This window comes from Halomonas sp. TA22, assembly GCF_013009075.1.
GTDB lineage: Bacteria > Pseudomonadota > Gammaproteobacteria > Pseudomonadales > Halomonadaceae > TA22.
This window is the reverse complement of sequence record NZ_CP053108.1, coordinates 2,999,413-3,019,032: the sequence shown is the minus strand read 5'-3', so window position 1 is coordinate 3,019,032 and position 19,620 is coordinate 2,999,413. Positions and strand designations below refer to the sequence as shown.

The window sequence follows — 19,620 nt, the reverse complement described above, 5'->3', positions numbered from 1 at the left end:
CCGTTAATGCACGATCAATGCTCCACCAGCCATAAACACGCAAGCATGTCGCCTGGCACGATCTCGCTATTGGGAGGTATCACCGCCAGGGCATCGGCCTGAATGCAGGAGGAGAGTACACCAGAGTTCTGGTCGCGAAAGGCGCTGGCTTTCATTCCTGTCTCGTCGAAGCTGAGCGCGACTCGCATGTAGTGCTGTCGAGCCTGGGTCTGGGTGGTAAAGTCGCTGCGCGCCGTGAGGTGCGGCAGTGATGCCATGCTCGGGCAGCCGAGCAGGGCGCCGATCAGCGGACGCAGGAACAGCCAGGCGCCGACATAAGTGGAGACAGGATTGCCTGGCAGGCCGACGAAACGCACCTCGCCACCCTGGGCAGAGATGAGGCGACCAATGGCAAGCGGCTTGCCGGGCCGTATCGCCAGGCGCCACAGGTCGAGGTTTCCCAGTCGCTCGACTGCCGCCTTGACGTGATCCTCCTCGCCGACGCTCACGCCCCCCGTGGAGACCACCACGTCGGCTAGGGAGGCCGCCTGGCGGAAAATCTCGCAGGTGGCGTCGAAATCATCCCTCACGCGTTCGGTCATCACTACCTCGGTGCCGAAGCGTTCGAGCAGCTGCTTGAGCATGGGCCGATTGGAGTTGTAGATCTGGCCCGGGGCGAGGGGCGTGCCGGGATCGACGATCTCGTCGCCGGTGGAGAGCAGGGCGATACGCGGCTTGCGCACGACCGTGACGTCAGTGAATCCCTGGCCTGCGATATGGCCAAGCGCTGCAGCATTGAGCTGCGTGCCGGCGGGGAGCAGCGTCGTTCCGGCGCTCACGTCGCGTCCACGCCGACGCACATTCTCGCCGATGGGGATGCCGGCGGGTATCACTGCTCGGTCTGCCTGGCGCTCGACACGCTCCTGCATCACCACGCAATCCGCCCCAGGGGGGAGTTCGCCACCGGTGAAGATGCGTGCACAAGTCCCAAGGGCGAGTGGAGTGGCCGATTGACCGGCCGCGACGCGTTGCGAGACTGGTAGCGCTTGGCCCGCGTCGGCGGCGCGTAACGCATAGCCATCCATCGCGCTATTGTCGAACGCCGGGACATCGAGCTGCGCGATCAAGGGCTGCGCCAGGATACGCTCGCCGGCCTGGTCGAGGGCTATCGTCTGGCCGGGGAGCGTGGTGAGTCCCGACAGCATGGCGTGAAGCGCCGCGTCGATGGGGCGCAGCTCATGGCCTTTATCATCGCCTATCTCAAGCACTTGTTCAGCCATGCTGCCCCCGCCCGGGAATGACCAGGTTAGCGTAGTTGCAGGGCTTGTGACGGCTGTCGAGCTGTTCGCGCAGGATGCCATCCCAGGCAGTGCGACAGGCGCCGGTGGAGCCGGGCAAACAGAACACCACGGTGGCATTGGCAAAGCCCCCCAGGCAGCGGCTCTGGATGGTCGAGCTACCGATCTCCTGGAAGGAGAGCTGGCGAAACAGCTCACCGAAGCCTTCGATGCGCTTGTCTAGCAGTACCGAGACTGCCTCCGGGGTGGAGTCGCGGCCGGTGAAGCCGGTGCCGCCGGTAGTCAGGATCACCTGAACCGCCGGATCGGCGATCCAGGCCGAGACCTGGGCGCGAATGCGGTAGACGTCATCGATGACGATGCGCTTGTCGGCCAGGCGGTGTCCGGCACTCTCAAGTCTTTCGACGAGCGACTGGCCGCTGCGATCCGTCTCTTCGCTGCGCGTGTCGGAAACCGTCAGCACGGCAATGCTGAGCGGGACGAAGGCGCCGGGATCCGCGCTCATGCCTGCTCCTTCTTGCGTTGCTGGCGAGCGTCGAGGGTGGCGAGCTGTTCGGGAGTCGCCGGCGCTTGGTGGTGAACCTTCCACTCGCTGTAGGGCATGCCATAGACATGTTCGCGTGCTGTCTCGTAGTCGAGTTCGGCGCCACGCTCCTCGGCGGCGGCCACCAGCCACTTCGAGAGGCAGTTGCGGCAGAAGTCGGCCAGGATCATCAGGTCGATGTTCTGCACGTCCTTGTTGGCATCGAGATGTTTGAGCAGGTGGCGAAAGGCGGCCGCTTCCAGTTCGGTACGTGTGGCATCGTCAAGATGTTGCATGAGAATTTCCTCGGAAAGAGCGTCGGCCCAAGCATAACAAAAGACACCGCCCGTGGGCGGTGTCGAAAGGCGTTCGGTGTGCTTAGCCGGGTCGCTGGGCGGCACTATCGTCCAATCCAGATTGCCGGTTCGTCAGTTCGGCCTCGTCGACCGCGCGATCCTTGACCTCCTCATACCATAGGTTGTGATGCTCCTTGGCCCAGGTTTCGTCGACGTAGCCGGTGGCCATTCCCTCGAGCGAGCCTTCGCTGCCGATGGTGCCGATATAAATATGGCCTAGGGCCATGGCGGTCAGACCCAGGGCGCTCACGGCGTGGATCACGTTGGCCCACTGCATGGTGTCGCGGCTTTGGCCGAAATTGGGGAAGTCGAGCACCAGACCGCTTGCGATCACCGCTAGGCCTGCCGTGGCCAGTATCCAGTACCACAGCTTCTCACCGGCGTTGGCGAAGCCGGCATCGACGTGGGCCTTGCCGACCATCCCGCCACCCTTCTTGATCCAAGTGATATCGTGCTTCTTCGGCAGGTTGTGCTTGAAGAACTTGGCGAGCACGATGATCAGCAGGACGCCGAAGAGCGGGCCGAGGTAGTTGTGCGAGACCTTCGACAACGAGATCATCGTGGCCCAGATGGCATCGCCGAACAGCGGCCGGAACACGAACTTGCCGTAGAGCAGGTTCAGGCCCGTCAGCGCCAGGACGATGAATAGCGTGGCCATCGTCCAGTGCAGCGAACGCTCCAGCACCGTCCAGCGCAGCAGCTTGCGGCCGGTGCGCGGTTCGCCGAGCTTCTTGCTGCCGATCACCAGGTAGAAGAGCGTGATGACAGCGATCATGCCGCCCACCGCGATCAGTCCGAAGGGCGAGACCCAGCGGTTGCGGATGATGCGCCAGGTCTGGCCGCTCGTGTTGATCAGGTTGTAGGTGGAGTCATGACGGGAGTCACGAAAGCTCTCGTTGACCTCGCCGCTTCTGACCTGGCGCCAGATATCGGCATTGATTCCAGGCATGGCGGTGCCGATCTCGCGCTCGGGATCGGCAGACTGCGCCTGCGCCTGAGTGCTTGCCCCAAGGGCCAGCACCAAGAGCAGAGCCATGGCTACCAGCCGCCAGAGAGCTGGCGCGGCAAGCCTTGACACACTTGCTAACACGGACATGGAGCCTCCTTACCCTTGGCGGGTGGCATCGTAGGCCAGATTGTCCATGGAATACGCGGCAGTGTCAGGGCCGGGGCGGCTAACCTGGGACCAGGCACCATCCTTGTGGCCACGCTGTACGACGCGCTCGCGGAAGATGTCGGCCACCGTCTGGGCGTCGCCGGCGAGCAGCGCCTTGGTCGAGCACATCTCGGCGCACAGTGGCAACTTGCCTTCGGCGATACGGTTGGAGCCGTACTTCTCGTACTCCTCTTCCTTGGAATCGGCGGGGCCGCCGGCACAGAAGGTGCACTTGTCCATCTTGCCGCGTTCGCCGAAGGCGTTCGTCTTGGGAAACTGCGGCGCGCCGAATGGGCAGGCATACAGGCAGTAACCGCAACCGATGCACAGATCCTTGTCGTGCAGCACGATGCCGTCGTCGGTCTTGTAGAAGCAGTCGGTGGGGCAGACGGCCATGCACGGCGCGTCGTCGCAGTGCATGCAGGCCACCGAGATGGAAACCTCGGTCGGCTCGCCGTCGTTGAGCGTGACGACGCGGCGACGCTGGATGCCCCATTCGACATCATTGGCGTTCTTGCAGGCGGTCACGCAGCCGTTGCACTCGATGCAGCGCTCGGCATCGCACATGAACTTCATTTGGGCCATGGTATTCTCCTCGGCGCGGAGCGGGCGTCACCCGCTCCGTGTCGTATTTTTAGTCTCGTCGGTGTCAGGCGCGCTCGATACGGCAGACGGTGCACTTGGTTTCCTGCATCAAGGTCACCGGGTCGTAGCCGTAGGTGGTGGCGATGTTCACCGATTCGCCCAGTACATAGGGCGCCGTGCCTTCCGGGTAGCGGTCGTGCAGGCTCTCGCCCTGGAAAACGCCGCCGAAGTGGAAAGGCATGAACGCCACGTTGCGATCGACGCGCGGCGTGACCAGCGCCTTGACCAGGACGCGGCCGCCCTCGGGTCCCTCGACCCATACCTGGTCGCCATCGCGAATGCCGATGTCGTTGGCGTTGGCGGGGTTGATCTCGACGAACATCTCCTGCTGCAGCTCGGCCAGCCACGACATGGAACGGGTCTCCTCACCGCCCCCCTCGTACTCGACCAGACGGCCCGAGGTGAGGATGATCGGGAAGTCGCGGGAGGTGTCGCGCTCCTGGATGCTTCTGTAGAGCGTCGGCAGGCGCATGATCGAGGAGAAGTCGTCCCAGGTGGGGTACTTCTCGACCAGATCGCGGCGGGTGGTGTAGAGCGGCTCGCGGTGCTTGGGCACCTCGTCGGGGAAGGTCCACACCACGCAGCGCGCCTTGGCGTTGCCGTGCGGCGTGCAGCCGTGCTCGATGGCCACGCGCTGAATGCCGCCCGACATGTCGGTCTTCCAGTTCTCGCCTTCGGCGGCGGCCTTCTCCTCGTCGGTCAGGTCGTCCCACCAGCCGAGATCCTTGAGCAACTGGTCGGTAAACTCCGGATAACCGTCATCGAGCTCGGACTCGATCGGAGCCGAGCCGTCGGCGAGCAGCGAGACACCGTTACGTTCGATGCCGAAGCGGGCGCGGAAGCCCATGCCGCCATCCTTGACCGGGACGCTGGTGTCGTAGAGGTTGGGCGAGCCGGGGTGACGGATCTCGGGCGTGCCCCAGCACGGCCACGGCAGGCCGTAGTAGTCGCCGTCGGCGGGGCCGCCTTCGGCACGCAGGTGCTCGAAGCTGAAGGTGTGCCAGTTCTTCTGGTGCTCCTTGAGGCGTTCCGGGCTCTGGCCAGTGTAGCCCACCGTCCACATCCCGCGGTTGATCTCGCGCAGGATGTCCTCGATCAGCGGCTCGTTGCCGTCGACCTGGATGTTCTTGACCATCTCGTCGGCGAAGCCGAGCTTCTTGGCGAAGAGATACATGATCTCGTGATCGGGCTTGGACTCGAACATCGGCTCGATGACCTGGTCGCGCCACTGGATCGAGCGGTTGGTGGCGGTGACGCTGCCGGTGGTCTCGAACTGGGTGGCGGCCGGCAGCAGGTAGACGCCGTCGGTACGGTCGTGCATGACGGAGGCGACGGTCGGGTAGGGATCGACGATCACCATCATGTCGAGCTTGCTCATGGCCTTCTTCATTTCCGGGCCGCGAGTCTGGGAGTTGACCGCATGACCCCAGTAGAACATCGCCTTGAGGGCGGTGCGCTGGGAGATGTTCTCGTCCTCCTCGAGCACGCCGTCGACCCAGCGCGACACGGTGATGCCGTTGGTGTACATCGGCTTGCCGTCGGCATATTCGGTATCGTCGAAGCGGTTCTTGATCCACTCGTAGTCGACGTCCCATACCTTGGCCCAGTGTTGCCAGGCGCCCTCGGCGAGGCCGTAGTAGCCGGGCAGGGAGTCGCTGCCCAGACCCAGATCGGTGGCGCCCTGCACGTTGTCGTGGCCGCGGAAGATGTTGGCGCCGCCGCCGGACTTGCCGATGTTGCCCAGCGCCAGCTCGAGGATGCAGTAGGCGCGGGTGTTGTTGTTGCCGGTGGTGTGCTGGGTGCCGCCCATGCACCACACCACGCAGCCGGGGCGGTTGTCGGCCAGGCGCTTGGCGGTGTCGAACATCACGCTTTCCGGCACCCCGGTGATCTCCTCGACCACCTCGGGGGTGAACTGTGCCACCTCGGCCCGGATCTCGTCCATGCCATAGACCCGCTGCTCGATGTATTCGCGGTCTTCCCAGCTATTCTCGAAGATGTGCCACAGCAGGCCCCAGACGTAGGCCACGTCCGAGCCGGGACGGATGCGCACGTATTGGGTGGCCTTGGCGGCGGTGCGGGTGAAGCGGGGATCGACGACGATTATCTCGGCGTTACTGCGCTCCTTGGCGATCAGCACGTGCTGCATCGCCACCGGGTGGGCCTCGGAGGGGTTGGAGCCGATCAGGATGATCGCACGGCTGTTGTGCATGTCGTTGAGCGAGTTGGTCATCGCTCCGTAACCCCAGGTGTTGGCCACGCCGGCAACGGTGGTGGAGTGGCAGATGCGTGCCTGGTGGTCGGTATTGTTGGTGCCCCACAGCGAGGCCAGCTTGCGCATGAAATAGGCCTGTTCGTTGCTGAACTTGGCCGAGCCGAGCCAGTAGACGCTGTCGGGGCCGTGCTGCTCGCGCAGTTCGAGCAGCTTGTCGCCGATCTCGTCGATGGCGTCTTCCCAGCTCATGCGCTGCCACTCACCGGCGACCAGTTTCATCGGGTACTTGAGGCGGCGGGTGGAGTGGCCGTGCTGACGCAGCGAGGCGCCCTTGGCGCAGTGCGCGCCACGGTTGATCGGGTGGTCGAAGGCGGGTTGCTGCTTGGTCCAGACCCCTTCCTGGACCTCGGCATAGACCCCGCAGCCCACCGAGCAGTGCGAGCAGATGGTGCGCTTGGTCTCGATCGGGGCGTCGGAAACCAGTGTTTTACCAGCCGCCTCGACGGGGCGCACCATGGAATTACCCATGAAGCCGACAGCGGCAAGGCCGCCAGTGGCGGCACCGCTGCGCTGCAGGAACTGACGCCGGGAGATGCCCAGGCCGGCCTTCGCGAGCATATCTTGCTTACGAGTTAAACGCATGTATATGTTCCTCTTGACGGGAATCCGCGAAAACGTCAGTCACGCAGGGTGGCGTAGTAGGCTCGGATATGGTCGCTTTCCCGATAGCGCAGCGACTCATCCTGGGGCTCCTGCTGGGGGGCATCGGCCTGGGCCAGGGTGACGTGGCCGATGGCCACGCCTACGCCGGCCGCGGCGGTGCCCATGCCAAGGGCTCGCAGGAAACGGCGGCGTTCGGGGTTGTGCTCTTCTGAGCCGTGTTGTTCGGGATGGTGGTTGTCAGGCATGTCAGGGTCTCCTCTCATGTTCTTCTTTGTTCGTTTCGTTGCTAGCGCTGGACGTGCTTGGAGTGAGGCTCGTAAGCATGCACAGGCGACCGATCGGCAAAACGCTCATGTTCGCTGGCCATGAAGGCCTGACCCAACTGGCCCAGCCGGGCGTAGAAAGGGGTGTCGACTTGTACCAGATCGCCCATCAGGCGTTCGGCCCAAGGGGCAAGGTGGGTGTCGAAGAAATGGGCCTGTTCGTGGGGGCGATGCTCGATCACCCAGCTCATGGTTTCCCACAGGGCGACGATATGGTCTTCGGGGTCCTTGGTCTGCTCGCTGCGCTCGAGCCCCAGCCTGCGCAGATCGCTACGAATCGCGATCAGCGGCTCATCCATCAGCGTTCCTTTGAGGTACCAGGAGGCGTAGGGCACCACGTCGCCCTGGACGACGCCTACCAGATGCTGAAAATGCGCGCGCTCAATTGACTCGAGCCGTGCCTGGCTCGCCGCACTGGCGAGCGCCGACCAGGCGCTCGCCAGGGGGCCTGGCTCCTTATCGGCCACAAGGCCTGCGACGAAAGTCAGCAGTTCTAGGTCGGGTGGCGCGACCAGCAGGCGTGCTAGCAATCGATAGATATCGGCACGCAGGGCGTCGCTGTCGTCATCAATCCGCGATACGAGAGGCTCAGAAGCGAGAGGGTCGGAAGCTTGACTCATACGGCTATACCTTCAGTTGCGCGTCGGGATTGCGAGCCATCTCGTGCCAGACATCCTTGACGCGACAGTCCTCGCACATCTCCAGGCGTGCCATGGCATCGCCAGCGAAGTAGGGGTGTGCGGCCAGCTTGGCCTTGATGCTGGCAATGGTGCTGACGGTGGCGAAGGGCTTGCTGCAGACGATGCACTCGAATGCCGCCTCCTCCTTGCAGATCTGGCGCTCGAGGCGTTGCGGTGCGGCCAGGAAGCCCGGCATGAGTGCGATGGCATCCTCGGGACAGGCACTGGCGCACAGCCCGCACTGCACGCAGTCGGCCTCGAGGAAGCTGAGCAGGGGCTTGTCCTTGCCACCGCCAAGCGCCTTCGTGGGACAGATCGAGACACAGCTCATGCACAGCGTGCAAGCGGCGTTGTCGACGACCACTGCGCCAAACGGCGCACCGTCGGGCATGCCATGGCGTTGGGCATCGAGGTGGCCAGCCGCGGTGAGGCTGGCCAGGGTATCGTTGAGCCGGGCACGCTTGCCGTGCGCCGCCTTGGCGCTGCGCGAGCGTGAGGGCAGCGCGTTGAATGCTGGCAGTTCGTCGCGTCGCTCGCTGTCGCCGGCATCGAGTGTGGTCAAGCGGCCTGCTTCGAGGCCGAGCGCATCGAGAATCGTCCGGGCCTGGGCCAGCTGATCGTCAAGCAGTGCGATCATGCTTCCCGGCAGGTTTGCCCCCCATTGCACGCGCACCTCGCAGGCGCCATCGGCCAGGGCGCCGAGCCAATGGTCGAGCCCGGCCGCGCCAAGCTCCTCGAGCGGGATATCCAGTATATGCCCGGCGGGGGGCGGTAGCTCCTCGTCCAGATAGGCGCGCTCGACGAAGCGCACGACTGGCTGTGTACCGCCCGATTCGCGATAGGCCTCGATCAGGCGTGCCGCGTAATCTTGCTGGGCGTGCGGCTCCGGCAGCCGGTACTGGATGGCGCCGGTAGGGCAGGCAGTAGTACAGCTGCCCGCGCCATGGCAAAGGAACGGGTCAATCTCGATCCACGCTTCGATGCGCTTCTGGCGGCTGGCGATGGCGTCTGCGGGGCACACCTCCAGGCAGCGGGTGCAGCCGCGCTGGCCGCGTCCATCATGCGCGCAGATGTCGTGATCGATATGAAAATACTTGGGCTTGTCGAATTCGCCGATGTGTTCGGGCAGCGCGGCCAGTGCCTCGGTATAGGCCGGTGTGCCGAACTGACAGGCGAAATAACCTGGCGGCGGCAGCTCGAGCGTCAGGCAAGGATGCTTGCCAAGATCCAGGATCAGGTCGAAGTAATCGCGGGAGAGAACTGCCTTGGCCAGATTGACCGGGGCTCCCTCATGGGAGAGCTCGACCTCGAAGCAACCGAGATAACCGCGAATGGCGATGCCTTGGCGGGCCATATCGATGCGATAGCTGGCCACGCCCGGCACGTCCCGATCCTGAGAGCCAACTGACGCTGAGTCGAGCAGCAGCGTGACCGATGTCAGTTCGGTCTCGGCTCCTTGCAGGGCCGCCAGTGCAGTGCGGCACTCGACGTCGCCGCCGATGATCAGCAAATGGCCCAGGCTCTGGTAACTGACCGTAGCGGGGGAGAGATTGACAGGCCAGGAAACCTTGCTAAGAGCAGCCGTCCGGGCGAGTCGATTGTGTTGCGAACCCTGCGAGGGTGACGCGATAGGTTGGTTCATGTCTTCTCATCGGTCAGATCGGTCATGTCGTTGTTATAGGTATGACTCAGTGATGCAGTGTTGGCCGAATGCTGGCTCAGGCAAATGCCCCGTTAGTCTAATCGCCTCTACTGCAACTGATATCGGCCGAAGTTTCAGGTGCTTGAGTCATTCTTGTGTGACTCTTCTCCTGACATCCCGGCCGTGCGGCGCGGGGAGGATACCTTGTCTTCCTCGCTTGTGCCAGATGGCATCGCATCGCATGGGCATTCGTCAGCCGACTGCTCATCGCCTCGGGGCTGGGCGTGCGCCCGCTCCTCGAATGTTTCGAGGGCCTTCTTTCCCCACTGGCGCACGCTTGCACTGGCCGTGACCGAAAGCTTGCCCATCTGGCTGTAGTCAAGGTCGTAGTCGTCAAGCCCATCGCGAACGTTGTAGTTGCCGGTGGTGTAGAGGCGCCTGAGTGCTCGGCGCTTGAGCGCGGCGCTGACGCCCGGCACCAGATATCCCTTGAAATCGGCTCCGGGACCGAGGCTGTCGGGGTCGGGCAGGGTGTGATCGAGGCTCCCCTCGGGGGGAGGCGCGTCGATCTCTTCCGTCCTGCTCCCGGCCTCCCGGATCGGCTCCGGCGCTGATGCCCCATGTTCTTCAGGCAGCTGCTCGGCGGTGTCGTCAGCCATGCCAGCGCGCTCGTGCGAGTCAGGCTTGGCATCCGAGTTGTCGAGCCCGCGCTTGCGCAGCGACCAACGGTTGAAGGGGGTGTCGGCGCGCGTCATGGCTGATCCTCACGCGCGCGTCCGGCGCCCTTGCGCTTCTTCTTGCGGCCAGGGTCGGGGCCTTCGCCGTGATGGGCAAGATAGGCCTCGATCCATACCTGGAGCGCCATCGGCATGGGCGTTTCGAGTACCTGCTGCTCACCATCCATCCACGCGGCGGCCACATCCTGGCTTGCGGTAATGGCGTCCGGCACCGGCGCTCGTCCGGTGAAGCCGCAGCGTACGAACAGGCGCGGACTCGAGGAGTTGAGGTTGAAGCGGTAGGCGGTGCGCTCGGTCATGTAGAGCTGCAGATCGAGCACGTAGGGCCCCTGTTCGCCAGGGGCGAAGTGGGCGATGCGCCACTGCATCAGCGTGAAGCCGTTGACGGTCTTGTTCTCGCCCGCCAGGGTGAGGCTCAAGTGGCGAAGACTGGCACTCGACATGATGGTCCCCGGATGGTCTTGGAAAGGGCAGACAGTAAGCGACAGCGATGGGATGATGGTCAAGCCGTCAAAACCGCGAATAGGGAGTCTTTTACATGTCCGCCATCAGCTTGAGTCGGGCGCGCCTGCCCACCACCCTCGAAATCGAGGTGGTCGATGAGTATGGCGAGACGCGCCGCCAGGCAATTGCCGCCGAACGGGCGCTGACGCTCTATCTCAACAAGCGCGAGATCGTCACCCTGATGACGCTTGGTGCAGAGCCTGAAGCGCTGGTGGTGGGCTACTTGCGCAATCAGGGACTACTTAATGAAAGGGAGGATCTGGTCGCGGTGCAGGTGGACTGGGAGGTGGAAGCCGCTGCGGTGGTGACACGCCGGTTGCCCGCCGATCTCGAGGAGCGACTGGGGAGTCGCACCGTGACCACCGGTTGTGGGCAGGGCACCGTGTTCGGGCGTCTGCTGGAGAGCACCGGGCTTGCGCCGTTGCCCGCGACGCTGCTCAGGCAGTCGGTGCTCTACCGTCTGCTCAATCATCTTGGCAGCTGCAACGAGACCTACCGCAGTGCCGGGGCGGTGCATGGGTGCGCTCTCTGTCGCCAGGATGAAGTGCTCGATTTCGTCGAGGACGTAGGACGCCACAACGCGGTGGACACCCTGGCCGGGCGGCAGTGGCTCGAGCAGAGCGGCACGTCACACGCCGATATCTTCTATACCACCGGTCGCTTGACTTCGGAGATGGTGCTCAAGGTGGCCCAGATGGGCATCGCCGTGCTGATTTCGCGCTCCGGCGTCACCCAGAAAGGGGTGGAGCTCGCCGAACGCTTCGGAGTATTGCTGGTGGCGCGGGCCAAGGGCCGGCATTTCCAGGCCATCGGTGCTCCCCATCGTCTCGAGCTCGATGCGATTCCCGAGCGTCGTCCGGGCGACCGCTGATCTGTCGCTTCAGCTATCGCCGGGAGTGCACACCGAGAGCACCACAGCGTCCTCATCGCTGACCGAAACCAAGGCGTGGCCCATGTCGCTGTCGAAATAGATGCTATCGCCACGACCGAGACGCAATGGCTCGTAGAACTCGGTGTAGAGCAGGATCTCGCCCTCGAGCACGATCAGGAACTCCTCGCCGTCGTGGCGCACCCATTCGCTGAACTCATCGAAGCGGCGCGCCCGAACGATGGTCTTGAAGGGGATCATGCGTTTCTGGGCGAGTTGCCAAGAGAGCAGCTCATGCTCGTAGGTAGGCGTGGGGTGGCGCTTGCCCTCGCCGACCAGCGTCAGGTCGCGACGCCCCAGGGTGCGACTCTGGGCCTTGGGTGCGGTGAGCAGCTGCGGAAGGTCGATACCCAGTCCGCCGATCAGCTTCTGAACGGCTGTGAAGGTGGGAGAAATCTGATCGTTCTCGATCTTGGAGAGCGTGGAGCGTGCAAGGCCGGTGCGCTGGCTGACATCCTCCAGCGTCCAGTGGTTGGCCAGGCGGATCTCCTTGAGGCGCTCGCCAAGACGCAGCGGCTCGACAAAGGGCTTGCGGCCATCGGCGATACGTAGGGCCGTTTCCTGATCGGTTATGCTCATTGCGGTTCACTATAGGAAACATTTCCCGTTAACTTATCATATCCCGCCCGCAGAGTACTTGAAATCGCAAGGGTCTCGACAAGGCGTGGGTAAGGTGATTTTCGCGGCTCAGGAAACGCCATCATCGAACGGCTGACCAAGTAAGGCTCTTACGTGCGCCTCGGCGCAGCGCCCCAGTGCGATGGGGTCATATCCCCCCTCGAGTACCGATACCAAGCGATTGTCGGCATAGAGGGCGGCGATCTCCATGGCCAGACGGGTGACCCAATAGAAGTCCTCATCCTCGAGGCAGAGCTCGGCCATGGGGTCCTCGCGGTGGGCGTCGAAACCCGCCGACACCAGTACCAGGTCCGGCTTGAAGCCGTGCAGGGCGGGGAGCCAATCCTCCTCGATGGCCTGGCGAAAGGTGGCGCTGTCGGTACCCGCCGCAAGCGGCGTATTGATGACGTTATGGCTCTCGCTGCGTAGATAGCGCCAGGGGTAGAAAGGGAATTGATAACTGGTACAGATCAGGATCTCCGGGTCATCCTTGAAGATGTCGACGGTGCCATTGCACTGATGCACATCGAAGTCGAGGATGGCGATGCGGCGGGCACCGTACTGTGCTCGTGCGTGCGCCGCCCCCACGGCGATGTTGTTGTAGAAGCAGAAGCCCATGGCATCGGTGGCTTCGGCATGGTGTCCCGGGGGCCGCACGGCACAGAAGACATTGTCGGCCTGGTGCCGGTAGACCTGGTTCACTCCGCTGATGACGGCGCCCGCGGCGACTTTGGCCGCCTCCAAGCTGTGCGGGTTCATCATGGTGTCCCCCTCGTCGATGGCGACGATGCCCTGCTCGGGCACGCACTTGCCCAGCGACTGGAGATGACGCACGGGATGCACACGCGCCAGCTGCTCGTCGGTGGCGGGCTTCGCCTCGGACTGCATGGTCTGCTGCAGAATGCCGGCCAGCGACAGCCGGGCCCGGATCGCCTCGAGTCGCAGCGGGCTCTCAGGATGCTCGGGCCCCATGTGGTGATCCAGGCATCGTGGATGGGTGATGTAGGAGGTAATCATCGTAGACTCCAGCGAGGATGATTGACCTTAGACTTCTTGCGACCTTGCATGACAGTGTCAATAAGTCGTACACATGGTCACAACCCCTTGTGAGGAGAGACCGGTGGGCACGCGATTTCTACGTCACTTCTTCGAGCCCCGCACCCTGGCGGTGATTGGCGCATCGGAAAAGCCCAACTCCCTGGGCGGGCTGGTACTGCGCAATGTGCAGGAGGCGGGGTTCCCCGGCCAAGTATGGGCGGTCAATCCCAAGGGCTATGCCACGGTATTCGGTCAGACGTGCGTCAGGCGCGTCGACGACCTGCCGGAGGTGCCCGATCTGGCGATCATCTGCTCACCGGTGCGAAGCGTGCCCAGGCTGATCGAGCAGCTTGGCAACCTTGGGGTCAAGGCCACCCTGGTGCTGACCGGAGGCTCCTATCTCGATGATCCCGCGCAGGAGGGGCGCTCGATTCGCGAACGCATGCTTCAGGCCGCAAGGCGCAGCGGCATCCGGGTGCTGGGACCGGAGTGCATGGGCTTGATCGTGCCGGGGCGCAAGCTCAATGCCTCCTATGCAAGTCAGCCCGTCAAGCCAGGCAAGGTGGCCTATCTCGGCCAGTCGGGGATGCTCGGCAGTGCCATGATCGACTGGGCAGCGGGCCGGGGCATCGGCTTCTCGCACTTGGTCACGCTGGGCGACAGCGTCGATGTGCTGTTGCCCGACCTGATCGACTATATCAACCAGTACGCGCCGACCCAGGCGATCCTGCTGCACCTCGAACACTCCCACGATGCTCAGCACCTGATGACCGCACTGCGCGAGGCGTCCCGCCATCGCCTGGTGCTGGCGATCAAGAGCGGGCGCACGCCCGAATCGGATATCTCCGGCATTGCGCCCACGCCGGGAATCGCCAATCGCGACGTGATCTTCGATGCGGCGCTGGCTCGCGCCGGAGTGGTACGCGTCGATGACTCGGACGAGCTGTTCGATGCCCTCGAGACGCTGTCGCGGATGAAACCATTGCGCGGCGATCGACTCGCCATCGTCTCCAACGGGCTGGGGCCGGCGATGCTGGCCATCGACAAGCTGATTATCGCGGGGGGCAAGCTTGCCGAGTTTTCCGAGGTGACGCGTCGGGCGCTGCAGCGTCGCGATGTCGACATGACGTTGCCTGGGCGCAATCCCGTCGATCTCAGTGGCAATGCCACGCCGGAGAAGATGGTCGATGTACTGGAGGTGGTGGCCGCGGATCCGGGGGTGGATGCGGTGCTGGTGGTGCATGCACCGACGCGTCAGGCGCCGTCGAAGATCACCGCGGAGGCGATCGTCGCCAATCGCAAGCGCTTCAAGCGCAATCTGCTGACCAGTTGGATGGGGCTGGAGGAGGCGTTGTCGGCACGTCACGAGAGCAACCTGGCCGGTATTCCGACCTACACTTCGCCGGAGAAGGCAGTCAAGGCCTTCATGCACATGGTCAATTACCAGCGCGTGCAGACGCTGCTGCAGGAGACGCCGCCAAGTCTGCCATTTGCCACCTCGGCCGAGATTCGGGCGCGCTGCCATGGTCTGATCGACAAGGCGCGGGAGGCGGGGCGGGAGTCGCTTACCCACTCAGAGATCGCTCAGGTACTGGCAGCATACGGTATCCCCACTGCATCGAGCCAGTACGTGACGACACCCGAGGAGGGGGCCAGCGCAGCGATCGAGTTCAGCGAAGGCATGGCGCTGAAGGTAGTACACGAGAACAATTGCATGCCGTTTCGCTATCGCCGCCACCCTCACCGGCTCTCGGGGGGGCTGATCCAAGATCTCGTCACCCCGCAGCAAGTGGCCGATGCGGTGCGGCGGCTGAGCGAGCAGGTCCACCAAAGGCAGCCGGACATCGTGATCCACGAGTACTGCCTGCAGGGGATGCAGCGCGGCAAGAACTCCATGCAGTTGTGTGCCGGTATCACGCGCGATCCCGTCTTCGGCCCAGTGATCGTGTTCGGTATCGGCGGCTACAAGGTCAACGTACTGGCCGACCGGCACGTCGCACTGCCGCCGCTCAACATGACGCTGGCCAATGACCTGGTGTCGAGTACCCACGCCGCCAAGCTGATACGCGAACACTCCCGCGATCCCGAGCGGGATTTTCAGCGTATCTGTCAGTTGCTGGTCAAGCTTTCCCAGATGGCCTCCGACCTGCCGGCGCTCAAGGGGCTGGAGCTCAATCCGGTGCTGCTCAACCGCGATGGCGTGGTGGCGGTGGACTTCGCCATGGACCTGGGGACGCCTGCCCGTCACGCGATCATGCCCTATCCCGAAGAGCTCAGGGAGTGGATCACGCTCAAGAACGGCATGAACGTCGAGGTACGGCCGATCCGCGCCGAGGACGCGCCGCTGATCACTGCGTTTCATACTCAACTCTCCGAGGAGAGCATTCGATTCAGATACTTTCATCACAAGGCCGATCTCACCAAGCGCGACCTCTCGATGCTGGCGCAGATCAATTACGACCGGCAGATGGCGTTCATTGCCGAGCATGAGCGCGACGATGGCAGCCGACAGATGCTGGGGGTGGTGCGAGTCTGGAATGACCCGGACAATATCCGCACCGAGTTCTCGATCATCATTCGCGACGACATGCAGGGGCAGGGGCTTGGCAGCCTGCTCATGAACAAGATGATCCGCTACTGCAAGGGGGTGGGGACGCTTGAGATGTTCGGCAAGGTAATGGCAGACAATTTCCCCATGCGAAACTTGATGAAACACCTTGGCTTCCGGCTGCGCTACAACATGGAGGAGCAGGTGATGGACGTGACCCTGCCGCTCAACGAGCCGACCAGCGACTGGCAGCGTCTGCGTCTGGAGAGCGCCTTGGACTAGTAGGGATCGGCGCATCATCCGATACAGGCGATGCGACCGATGCCGATGGGAGGGAACTCAGGGAGAGAGGCGAAACTTGGACCACTGCTCGTCGCGCAGCTGGTAGCGGATCCGGTCGTGCAGGCGATCGGGCTGCCCTTGCCAGAACTCGACCATCTCCGGCACTAGGCGATAGCCGCCCCAATGCGCGGGCCGGGTGATATCCTGTTCCGAATAGACCTGCTCATAGCGCTTCTGTCGCTCCTCGAGCCACTGCCGGTCGGGTATCTCCACGCTCTGAGTGGCGATCCAGGCGCCCAGCTGGCTGCCACGCGGGCGGCGAGAGAAGTAACTGTCGGACTCCTGGGCAGGCACCTGTTCGACTCTGCCTTCGATACGTACCTGACGCGATTGCGACGGCCACCAGAAGACCAGGGCGGCATGCGGCACATTGGCCAGTTCGCTCCCCTTGTGGCTGTGATAATTGGTGTAGAACACCATCCCGGTCTCTTCACAGCCCTTGAGCAGAACGATGCGTGCGTGCGGCAGGCCCTGGCTATCGACGGTCGCCAGAGTCATGGCGGTGGCGTCGGCTTCGTCCTGCATCGCAAGCTTCAACCACTCCTGAAACAGGGGAAGCGGCGAAGCGGGGGTGGTGGCCGCGTCGAGACGTCCGCCCTCGTAGTCGCGTCTTATATCAGCGATGTCTCGTACCATGATGACCTCCTGAATTTCTTTACATCTTCGCCGCTACAAGGAGAAGGCTCAACCGCTATCTTCATCGACCTTGATCTCATGCCGGTTTCCCGGTGACGACCGCGCTATTGACGCTGCTGACGACTGCGAAAACGGGCATAGCACGTGCTGCCGGCAAACAGGGTCAGGGAGGCGGCGATCTCGAGCAGGCCGAGCAGTGCCTGTCCCGGGAGTGTGGCGATCATCACCCCCTGCATGAAATAGAGAAGACTGACAAAGGCAAGCCAAGCATGGCCCCGCGGTCGGCGGCCCATAATCGAAGGCAGAAACAGGATCAACGGCAACACCCTTACCAATACGGGAGTGAAGCCTCCCTCCTGAACGCTATGCACGTTGAGCCCACCGTACGTGAGCAGGATCAGCAGTGCGATATAGCCGGCGAGCACTGCCTGTCGTGAGCGCTCGGTGAGCCGATCCAGGCCATGCCGCGTTTCCCACTCTTCGAAGAGCTGGCGCATCAGCGATCCCCACGCAGCGTCGTGAGAGCAAGCGCCAGGCGTGCCAGGCGGCGCCCCTGGGCCTTGCAGAGTCGTCGCTCATGGTCGTCAAGAGGCTGGTCGCTGCGGCTGCCGGCGACATGGCTGGCGCCATAGGGTGTACCGCCGCCGGTAGTGGTGAACAGCTCGGTTTCGCTGTAGGGCAGGCCTGCGTAGAGCATTCCATGGTGCAGCAGAGGAATCAGCATGGAGAGCAGGGTGGCTTCCTGCCCGCCATGCAAGCTGGAGGTTGAGGTGAATGCGCAGGCGGGCTTATCGATCAAGGCGCCGTTCACCCACAACTCGCTGGTACCGTCCAGATAGTGTTTCAGCGGGGCTGCCATATTGCCGAAGCGTGTGGGGCTGCCCAACGCCAGGGCACTGCAGTCGCGCAGATCGTCGAGGCTTGCATAGATCGCCCCTTCGTTAGGAATCTCCGGTTCCACGGCCTGGCTGGTGGCCGAGACCGACGGGACGGTGCGCAGCCGCGCATCGACACCGGAGACGGACTCCACGCCGGCAGCAATCTGCTCGGCCATGGTCTTGGTGGCGCCATGGCGCGAGTAGAACAGGATCAGGACATAAGGAGTGGTCGGGCTCATCGGCGCTCCGCGGCGAAGTTGTGTTAGTCGGAATCGAGCAGGGCGAGCACGGCTTGTGGTGGACGCCCGACAATCGCCCGCTTGCCGTCATCGGCGATCGGGCGTTGCATCAGATTGGGTTCACGGGCAAGGGCGGCAAGCACCGCTGCTTCATCTTCGAAATTCAGTCCGAGGGACTTCCAAGCGCTTTCGCCAACGCGAACGAGGTCACGCAACTCTCCTTCGAGGCGTTGCAACAACGCGCTCAATGCCGTGTAGTCGAGGGGTGCTTCGAGATAGCGATGTACCGTTACCGTGCCGGTTTGCGCTTCGAGCAGTACAAGTGCCTGGCGTGACTTCGAACAGCGAGGGTTGTGATATAGCGTGATGTTCGTCATCGTTGTTGCCTTGATAGTTGCTAAATCAAGCAATTGCGAAGCATTGTAGTAGGTCCTGAGTGGGGGCCACAAGGGCAAATGCCGATACCGCTCTAGAGTTATACCGTTATCTTATTTTGTGCCCAATCGATTACAGCCTGAGATAAACCCACGCCATATTGCCATTTTCAAGCACTAACAACTCGCGTCGATAGCGTATCCCCAGTCGCTCGTAGCGATCCAGACGTGCCAACTCCTGCTCATCCACTTCGAGCAGCAATCCTTCGACATAAGCATTCTCTTCCCTCGCCAGATCGAGTCCTTCACGACGATATCCTGGCAGTCGCGCCTCCTCGGGATCGCCCGCTCGACCATAGACCACCCAACGCACGGATGCATAGCGCAGCGTGCCATAGACGAACACCTCATGCTGACCTTCCGTGATCTCCGCCAGATGATCGGGGCGAGAGTAGGTGAAAGGGCTGAGCATAGTCACCCAAAGATAGCCGGCCAATAGTAGTGCCAGCGCTACCAGTACCCATAACGCACGCCTTGTGCTACGCATCGACGTCTTCCTTGTCTGGCTTCGTGGAGTCGGGAATTCAATCGCTTACTATGCTGTCATAGCTTGGCAAGGGGAAACAGCGAACCCTTGACCGGTTTGCTATCATCAGAGCTTGGAACGCAAGCTAGACAAGTAAGGAGCCGCGTCATGAATCAGGACGAAGTGAGCTTTCGGACACTGGTGGGAGACGTGGAGCCTGTATCGCGCGGCCGCGGCAGGGCAGACACCGGGGCGAGCCGCCGTCGCATGCCAAGCGAGGCTCAGCTGGCCAGGCGCGAACGCGCTCAGGCGATGGCGGGTGAAGACAATTTTCTCTCCGATGATTTCGTCGATCTCATCGGTGCACACGATCCTATCGAGTACCGTCACGATGGCATTCAGACCGGTGTGCTCGAGCGTTTGCGCCATGGCGGTTACCCTCCCGAAGCGCGCCTGCATCTCCTGAAACGGCCACTGCATGAGTGTCGTCGCGAACTGTTTGCCTTTATCCGTGAAGCTCACCAACATGAGCTTCGCAGTTTGTTGATCGTGCATGGCCGAGGCCGTGAAACCGAGAGCCCGGCGAACGTCCTGCGCTCCTACCTTGCCAAGTGGCTCTGTCAATTCGAGGAGGTGCAGGCGTACTCATCGGCACAGCCCGCGCATGGGGGCCTTGGCGCCACCTACGTGATGCTCAGGAAATCGGAGCGGGCGAGGGCGCGCAACCGTGAGCGCCAGCAGAAACGGCGGGGCTGACGAGCAGAGGCTTGGG

General features: G+C 63.0%; 21 protein-coding genes. 3 read left to right on the top strand and 18 right to left on the bottom strand.

Features of this window, described 5'->3' with window-relative positions; translation table 11 throughout:
- Positions 1-14: 14 nt before the first annotated feature.
- The 11 genes from glp to HJD22_RS14235 form a co-directional block, all read right to left on the bottom strand.
- Positions 15-1,259, bottom strand: a complete 1,245-nt coding sequence (glp, locus tag HJD22_RS14285; RefSeq protein WP_208656355.1) for a gephyrin-like molybdotransferase Glp — start codon at positions 1,257-1,259, stop codon at positions 15-17.
- Positions 1,252-1,782 carry a molybdenum cofactor biosynthesis protein B gene (gene moaB / locus HJD22_RS14280; protein ID WP_208656356.1) on the bottom strand — a complete coding sequence of 177 codons (531 nt, stop codon included), beginning with the start codon at positions 1,780-1,782 and terminating at the stop codon, positions 1,252-1,254. Before moaB ends, glp begins: the two co-directional genes overlap by 8 nt.
- Positions 1,779-2,096, bottom strand: coding sequence for a DUF1244 domain-containing protein (locus HJD22_RS14275; protein WP_208656357.1), 318 nt, complete (start codon positions 2,094-2,096; stop codon positions 1,779-1,781). Before HJD22_RS14275 ends, moaB begins: the two co-directional genes overlap by 4 nt.
- Positions 2,097-2,178: 82 nt before the next feature.
- Positions 2,179-3,252, bottom strand: coding sequence for a formate dehydrogenase subunit gamma (locus tag HJD22_RS14270; protein WP_208656358.1), 1,074 nt, complete (start codon positions 3,250-3,252; stop codon positions 2,179-2,181).
- Between the two features lie 9 nt (positions 3,253-3,261).
- On the bottom strand, positions 3,262-3,897 hold the full coding sequence (gene fdh3B / locus HJD22_RS14265) for a formate dehydrogenase FDH3 subunit beta (RefSeq protein WP_208656359.1): 636 nt from the start codon (positions 3,895-3,897) through the stop codon (positions 3,262-3,264).
- 64 nt (positions 3,898-3,961) lie between these two features.
- A complete protein-coding gene (locus HJD22_RS14260) occupies positions 3,962-6,814 on the bottom strand; it encodes a formate dehydrogenase subunit alpha (RefSeq protein ID WP_208656360.1) in 2,853 nt (950 codons plus the stop codon).
- 35 nt (positions 6,815-6,849) lie between these two features.
- Complete coding sequence (locus tag HJD22_RS14255) at positions 6,850-7,080, bottom strand: twin-arginine translocation signal domain-containing protein (protein WP_208656361.1); 231 nt, start codon at positions 7,078-7,080, stop codon at positions 6,850-6,852.
- A gap of 41 nt (positions 7,081-7,121) precedes the next feature.
- Entirely contained in the window at positions 7,122-7,778 is a 657-nt protein-coding gene (locus HJD22_RS14250; RefSeq protein ID WP_208656362.1) for a molecular chaperone, read from the bottom strand.
- A gap of 4 nt (positions 7,779-7,782) precedes the next feature.
- Complete coding sequence (locus HJD22_RS14245; RefSeq protein ID WP_208656363.1) at positions 7,783-9,480, bottom strand: 4Fe-4S binding protein; 1,698 nt, start codon at positions 9,478-9,480, stop codon at positions 7,783-7,785.
- A 134-nt stretch (positions 9,481-9,614) separates the two neighbouring features.
- Entirely contained in the window at positions 9,615-10,235 is a 621-nt protein-coding gene (locus HJD22_RS14240) for a DUF3306 domain-containing protein (protein WP_208656364.1), read from the bottom strand.
- Entirely contained in the window at positions 10,232-10,660 is a 429-nt protein-coding gene (locus tag HJD22_RS14235) for a DUF3305 domain-containing protein (RefSeq protein WP_208656365.1), read from the bottom strand. The genes HJD22_RS14240 and HJD22_RS14235 overlap by 4 nt, the downstream gene beginning before the upstream one ends.
- Before the next feature lie 95 nt (positions 10,661-10,755).
- Here HJD22_RS14235 and HJD22_RS14230 point away from each other — a divergent pair, with 95 nt between their 5' ends.
- Positions 10,756-11,592 (top strand): formate dehydrogenase accessory sulfurtransferase FdhD, encoded by an 837-nt coding sequence (locus HJD22_RS14230; protein ID WP_208656366.1) that lies wholly within the window; start codon positions 10,756-10,758, stop codon positions 11,590-11,592.
- A gap of 9 nt (positions 11,593-11,601) precedes the next feature.
- Here HJD22_RS14230 and HJD22_RS14225 read toward each other — a convergent pair whose 3' ends face one another.
- Both HJD22_RS14225 and HJD22_RS14220 read right to left on the bottom strand, forming a co-directional pair.
- Positions 11,602-12,228, bottom strand: a complete 627-nt coding sequence (locus HJD22_RS14225; RefSeq protein WP_208656367.1) for a helix-turn-helix domain-containing protein — start codon at positions 12,226-12,228, stop codon at positions 11,602-11,604.
- Between the two features lie 108 nt (positions 12,229-12,336).
- Positions 12,337-13,284, bottom strand: a complete 948-nt coding sequence (locus tag HJD22_RS14220; RefSeq protein WP_208656368.1) for a histone deacetylase family protein — start codon at positions 13,282-13,284, stop codon at positions 12,337-12,339.
- Between the two features lie 103 nt (positions 13,285-13,387).
- Between HJD22_RS14220 and HJD22_RS14215 the strand changes: the two genes are divergently transcribed.
- Positions 13,388-16,135, top strand: a complete 2,748-nt coding sequence (locus HJD22_RS14215) for a bifunctional acetate--CoA ligase family protein/GNAT family N-acetyltransferase (protein WP_208656369.1) — start codon at positions 13,388-13,390, stop codon at positions 16,133-16,135.
- A 57-nt stretch (positions 16,136-16,192) separates the two neighbouring features.
- Here HJD22_RS14215 and pdxH read toward each other — a convergent pair whose 3' ends face one another.
- The 5 genes from pdxH to HJD22_RS14190 all read right to left on the bottom strand — a co-directional run bounded on the left by pdxH (position 16,193) and on the right by HJD22_RS14190 (position 18,869).
- Positions 16,193-16,831, bottom strand: coding sequence for a pyridoxamine 5'-phosphate oxidase (gene pdxH, locus HJD22_RS14210; RefSeq protein ID WP_208656370.1), 639 nt, complete (start codon positions 16,829-16,831; stop codon positions 16,193-16,195).
- A 104-nt stretch (positions 16,832-16,935) separates the two neighbouring features.
- Positions 16,936-17,328 (bottom strand): DUF2069 domain-containing protein, encoded by a 393-nt coding sequence (locus HJD22_RS14205; protein ID WP_208656371.1) that lies wholly within the window; start codon positions 17,326-17,328, stop codon positions 16,936-16,938.
- Positions 17,328-17,948 carry an NAD(P)H:quinone oxidoreductase gene (gene wrbA, locus HJD22_RS14200; RefSeq protein ID WP_208656372.1) on the bottom strand — a complete coding sequence of 207 codons (621 nt, stop codon included), beginning with the start codon at positions 17,946-17,948 and terminating at the stop codon, positions 17,328-17,330. Before wrbA ends, HJD22_RS14205 begins: the two co-directional genes overlap by 1 nt.
- Before the next feature lie 23 nt (positions 17,949-17,971).
- Positions 17,972-18,325: an arsenate reductase family protein gene (locus HJD22_RS14195; protein WP_208656373.1), complete on the bottom strand. Its 354-nt coding sequence runs from the start codon at positions 18,323-18,325 to the stop codon at positions 17,972-17,974.
- Between the two features lie 130 nt (positions 18,326-18,455).
- The gene (locus HJD22_RS14190; RefSeq protein ID WP_208656374.1) at positions 18,456-18,869 is read right to left on the bottom strand and encodes a gamma-glutamylcyclotransferase family protein; all 414 of its coding nucleotides are present in this window, start codon (positions 18,867-18,869) and stop codon (positions 18,456-18,458) included.
- A 147-nt stretch (positions 18,870-19,016) separates the two neighbouring features.
- On the opposite strand from HJD22_RS14190, the gene smrA reads away from it, so the two are divergent.
- Entirely contained in the window at positions 19,017-19,604 is a 588-nt protein-coding gene (gene smrA, locus HJD22_RS14185) for a DNA endonuclease SmrA (protein WP_208656375.1), read from the top strand.
- The last annotated feature ends 16 nt before the right edge of the window (positions 19,605-19,620 follow it).

What these genes read in the sequence shown, in the direction of transcription:
- glp (WP_208656355.1), bottom strand. Translation starts at nt 1,259, where the DNA reads ATGGCTGAACAAGTGCTTGAGATAGGCGATGATAAAGGCCATGAGCTG.
- moaB (WP_208656356.1), bottom strand. Translation starts at nt 1,782, where the DNA reads ATGAGCGCGGATCCCGGCGCCTTCGTCCCGCTCAGCATTGCCGTGCTG.
- HJD22_RS14275 (WP_208656357.1), bottom strand. Translation starts at nt 2,096, where the DNA reads ATGCAACATCTTGACGATGCCACACGTACCGAACTGGAAGCGGCCGCC.
- HJD22_RS14270 (WP_208656358.1), bottom strand. Translation starts at nt 3,252, where the DNA reads ATGTCCGTGTTAGCAAGTGTGTCAAGGCTTGCCGCGCCAGCTCTCTGG.
- fdh3B (WP_208656359.1), bottom strand. Translation starts at nt 3,897, where the DNA reads ATGGCCCAAATGAAGTTCATGTGCGATGCCGAGCGCTGCATCGAGTGC.
- HJD22_RS14260 (WP_208656360.1), bottom strand. Translation starts at nt 6,814, where the DNA reads ATGCGTTTAACTCGTAAGCAAGATATGCTCGCGAAGGCCGGCCTGGGC.
- HJD22_RS14255 (WP_208656361.1), bottom strand. Translation starts at nt 7,080, where the DNA reads ATGCCTGACAACCACCATCCCGAACAACACGGCTCAGAAGAGCACAAC.
- HJD22_RS14250 (WP_208656362.1), bottom strand. Translation starts at nt 7,778, where the DNA reads ATGAGTCAAGCTTCCGACCCTCTCGCTTCTGAGCCTCTCGTATCGCGG.
- HJD22_RS14245 (WP_208656363.1), bottom strand. Translation starts at nt 9,480, where the DNA reads ATGAACCAACCTATCGCGTCACCCTCGCAGGGTTCGCAACACAATCGA.
- HJD22_RS14240 (WP_208656364.1), bottom strand. Translation starts at nt 10,235, where the DNA reads ATGACGCGCGCCGACACCCCCTTCAACCGTTGGTCGCTGCGCAAGCGC.
- HJD22_RS14235 (WP_208656365.1), bottom strand. Translation starts at nt 10,660, where the DNA reads ATGTCGAGTGCCAGTCTTCGCCACTTGAGCCTCACCCTGGCGGGCGAG.
- HJD22_RS14230 (WP_208656366.1), top strand. Translation starts at nt 10,756, where the DNA reads ATGTCCGCCATCAGCTTGAGTCGGGCGCGCCTGCCCACCACCCTCGAA.
- HJD22_RS14225 (WP_208656367.1), bottom strand. Translation starts at nt 12,228, where the DNA reads ATGAGCATAACCGATCAGGAAACGGCCCTACGTATCGCCGATGGCCGC.
- HJD22_RS14220 (WP_208656368.1), bottom strand. Translation starts at nt 13,284, where the DNA reads ATGATTACCTCCTACATCACCCATCCACGATGCCTGGATCACCACATG.
- pdxH (WP_208656370.1), bottom strand. Translation starts at nt 16,831, where the DNA reads ATGGTACGAGACATCGCTGATATAAGACGCGACTACGAGGGCGGACGT.
- HJD22_RS14205 (WP_208656371.1), bottom strand. Translation starts at nt 17,328, where the DNA reads ATGCGCCAGCTCTTCGAAGAGTGGGAAACGCGGCATGGCCTGGATCGG.
- wrbA (WP_208656372.1), bottom strand. Translation starts at nt 17,948, where the DNA reads ATGAGCCCGACCACTCCTTATGTCCTGATCCTGTTCTACTCGCGCCAT.
- HJD22_RS14195 (WP_208656373.1), bottom strand. Translation starts at nt 18,325, where the DNA reads ATGACGAACATCACGCTATATCACAACCCTCGCTGTTCGAAGTCACGC.
- HJD22_RS14190 (WP_208656374.1), bottom strand. Translation starts at nt 18,869, where the DNA reads ATGCGTAGCACAAGGCGTGCGTTATGGGTACTGGTAGCGCTGGCACTA.
- smrA (WP_208656375.1), top strand. Translation starts at nt 19,017, where the DNA reads ATGAATCAGGACGAAGTGAGCTTTCGGACACTGGTGGGAGACGTGGAG.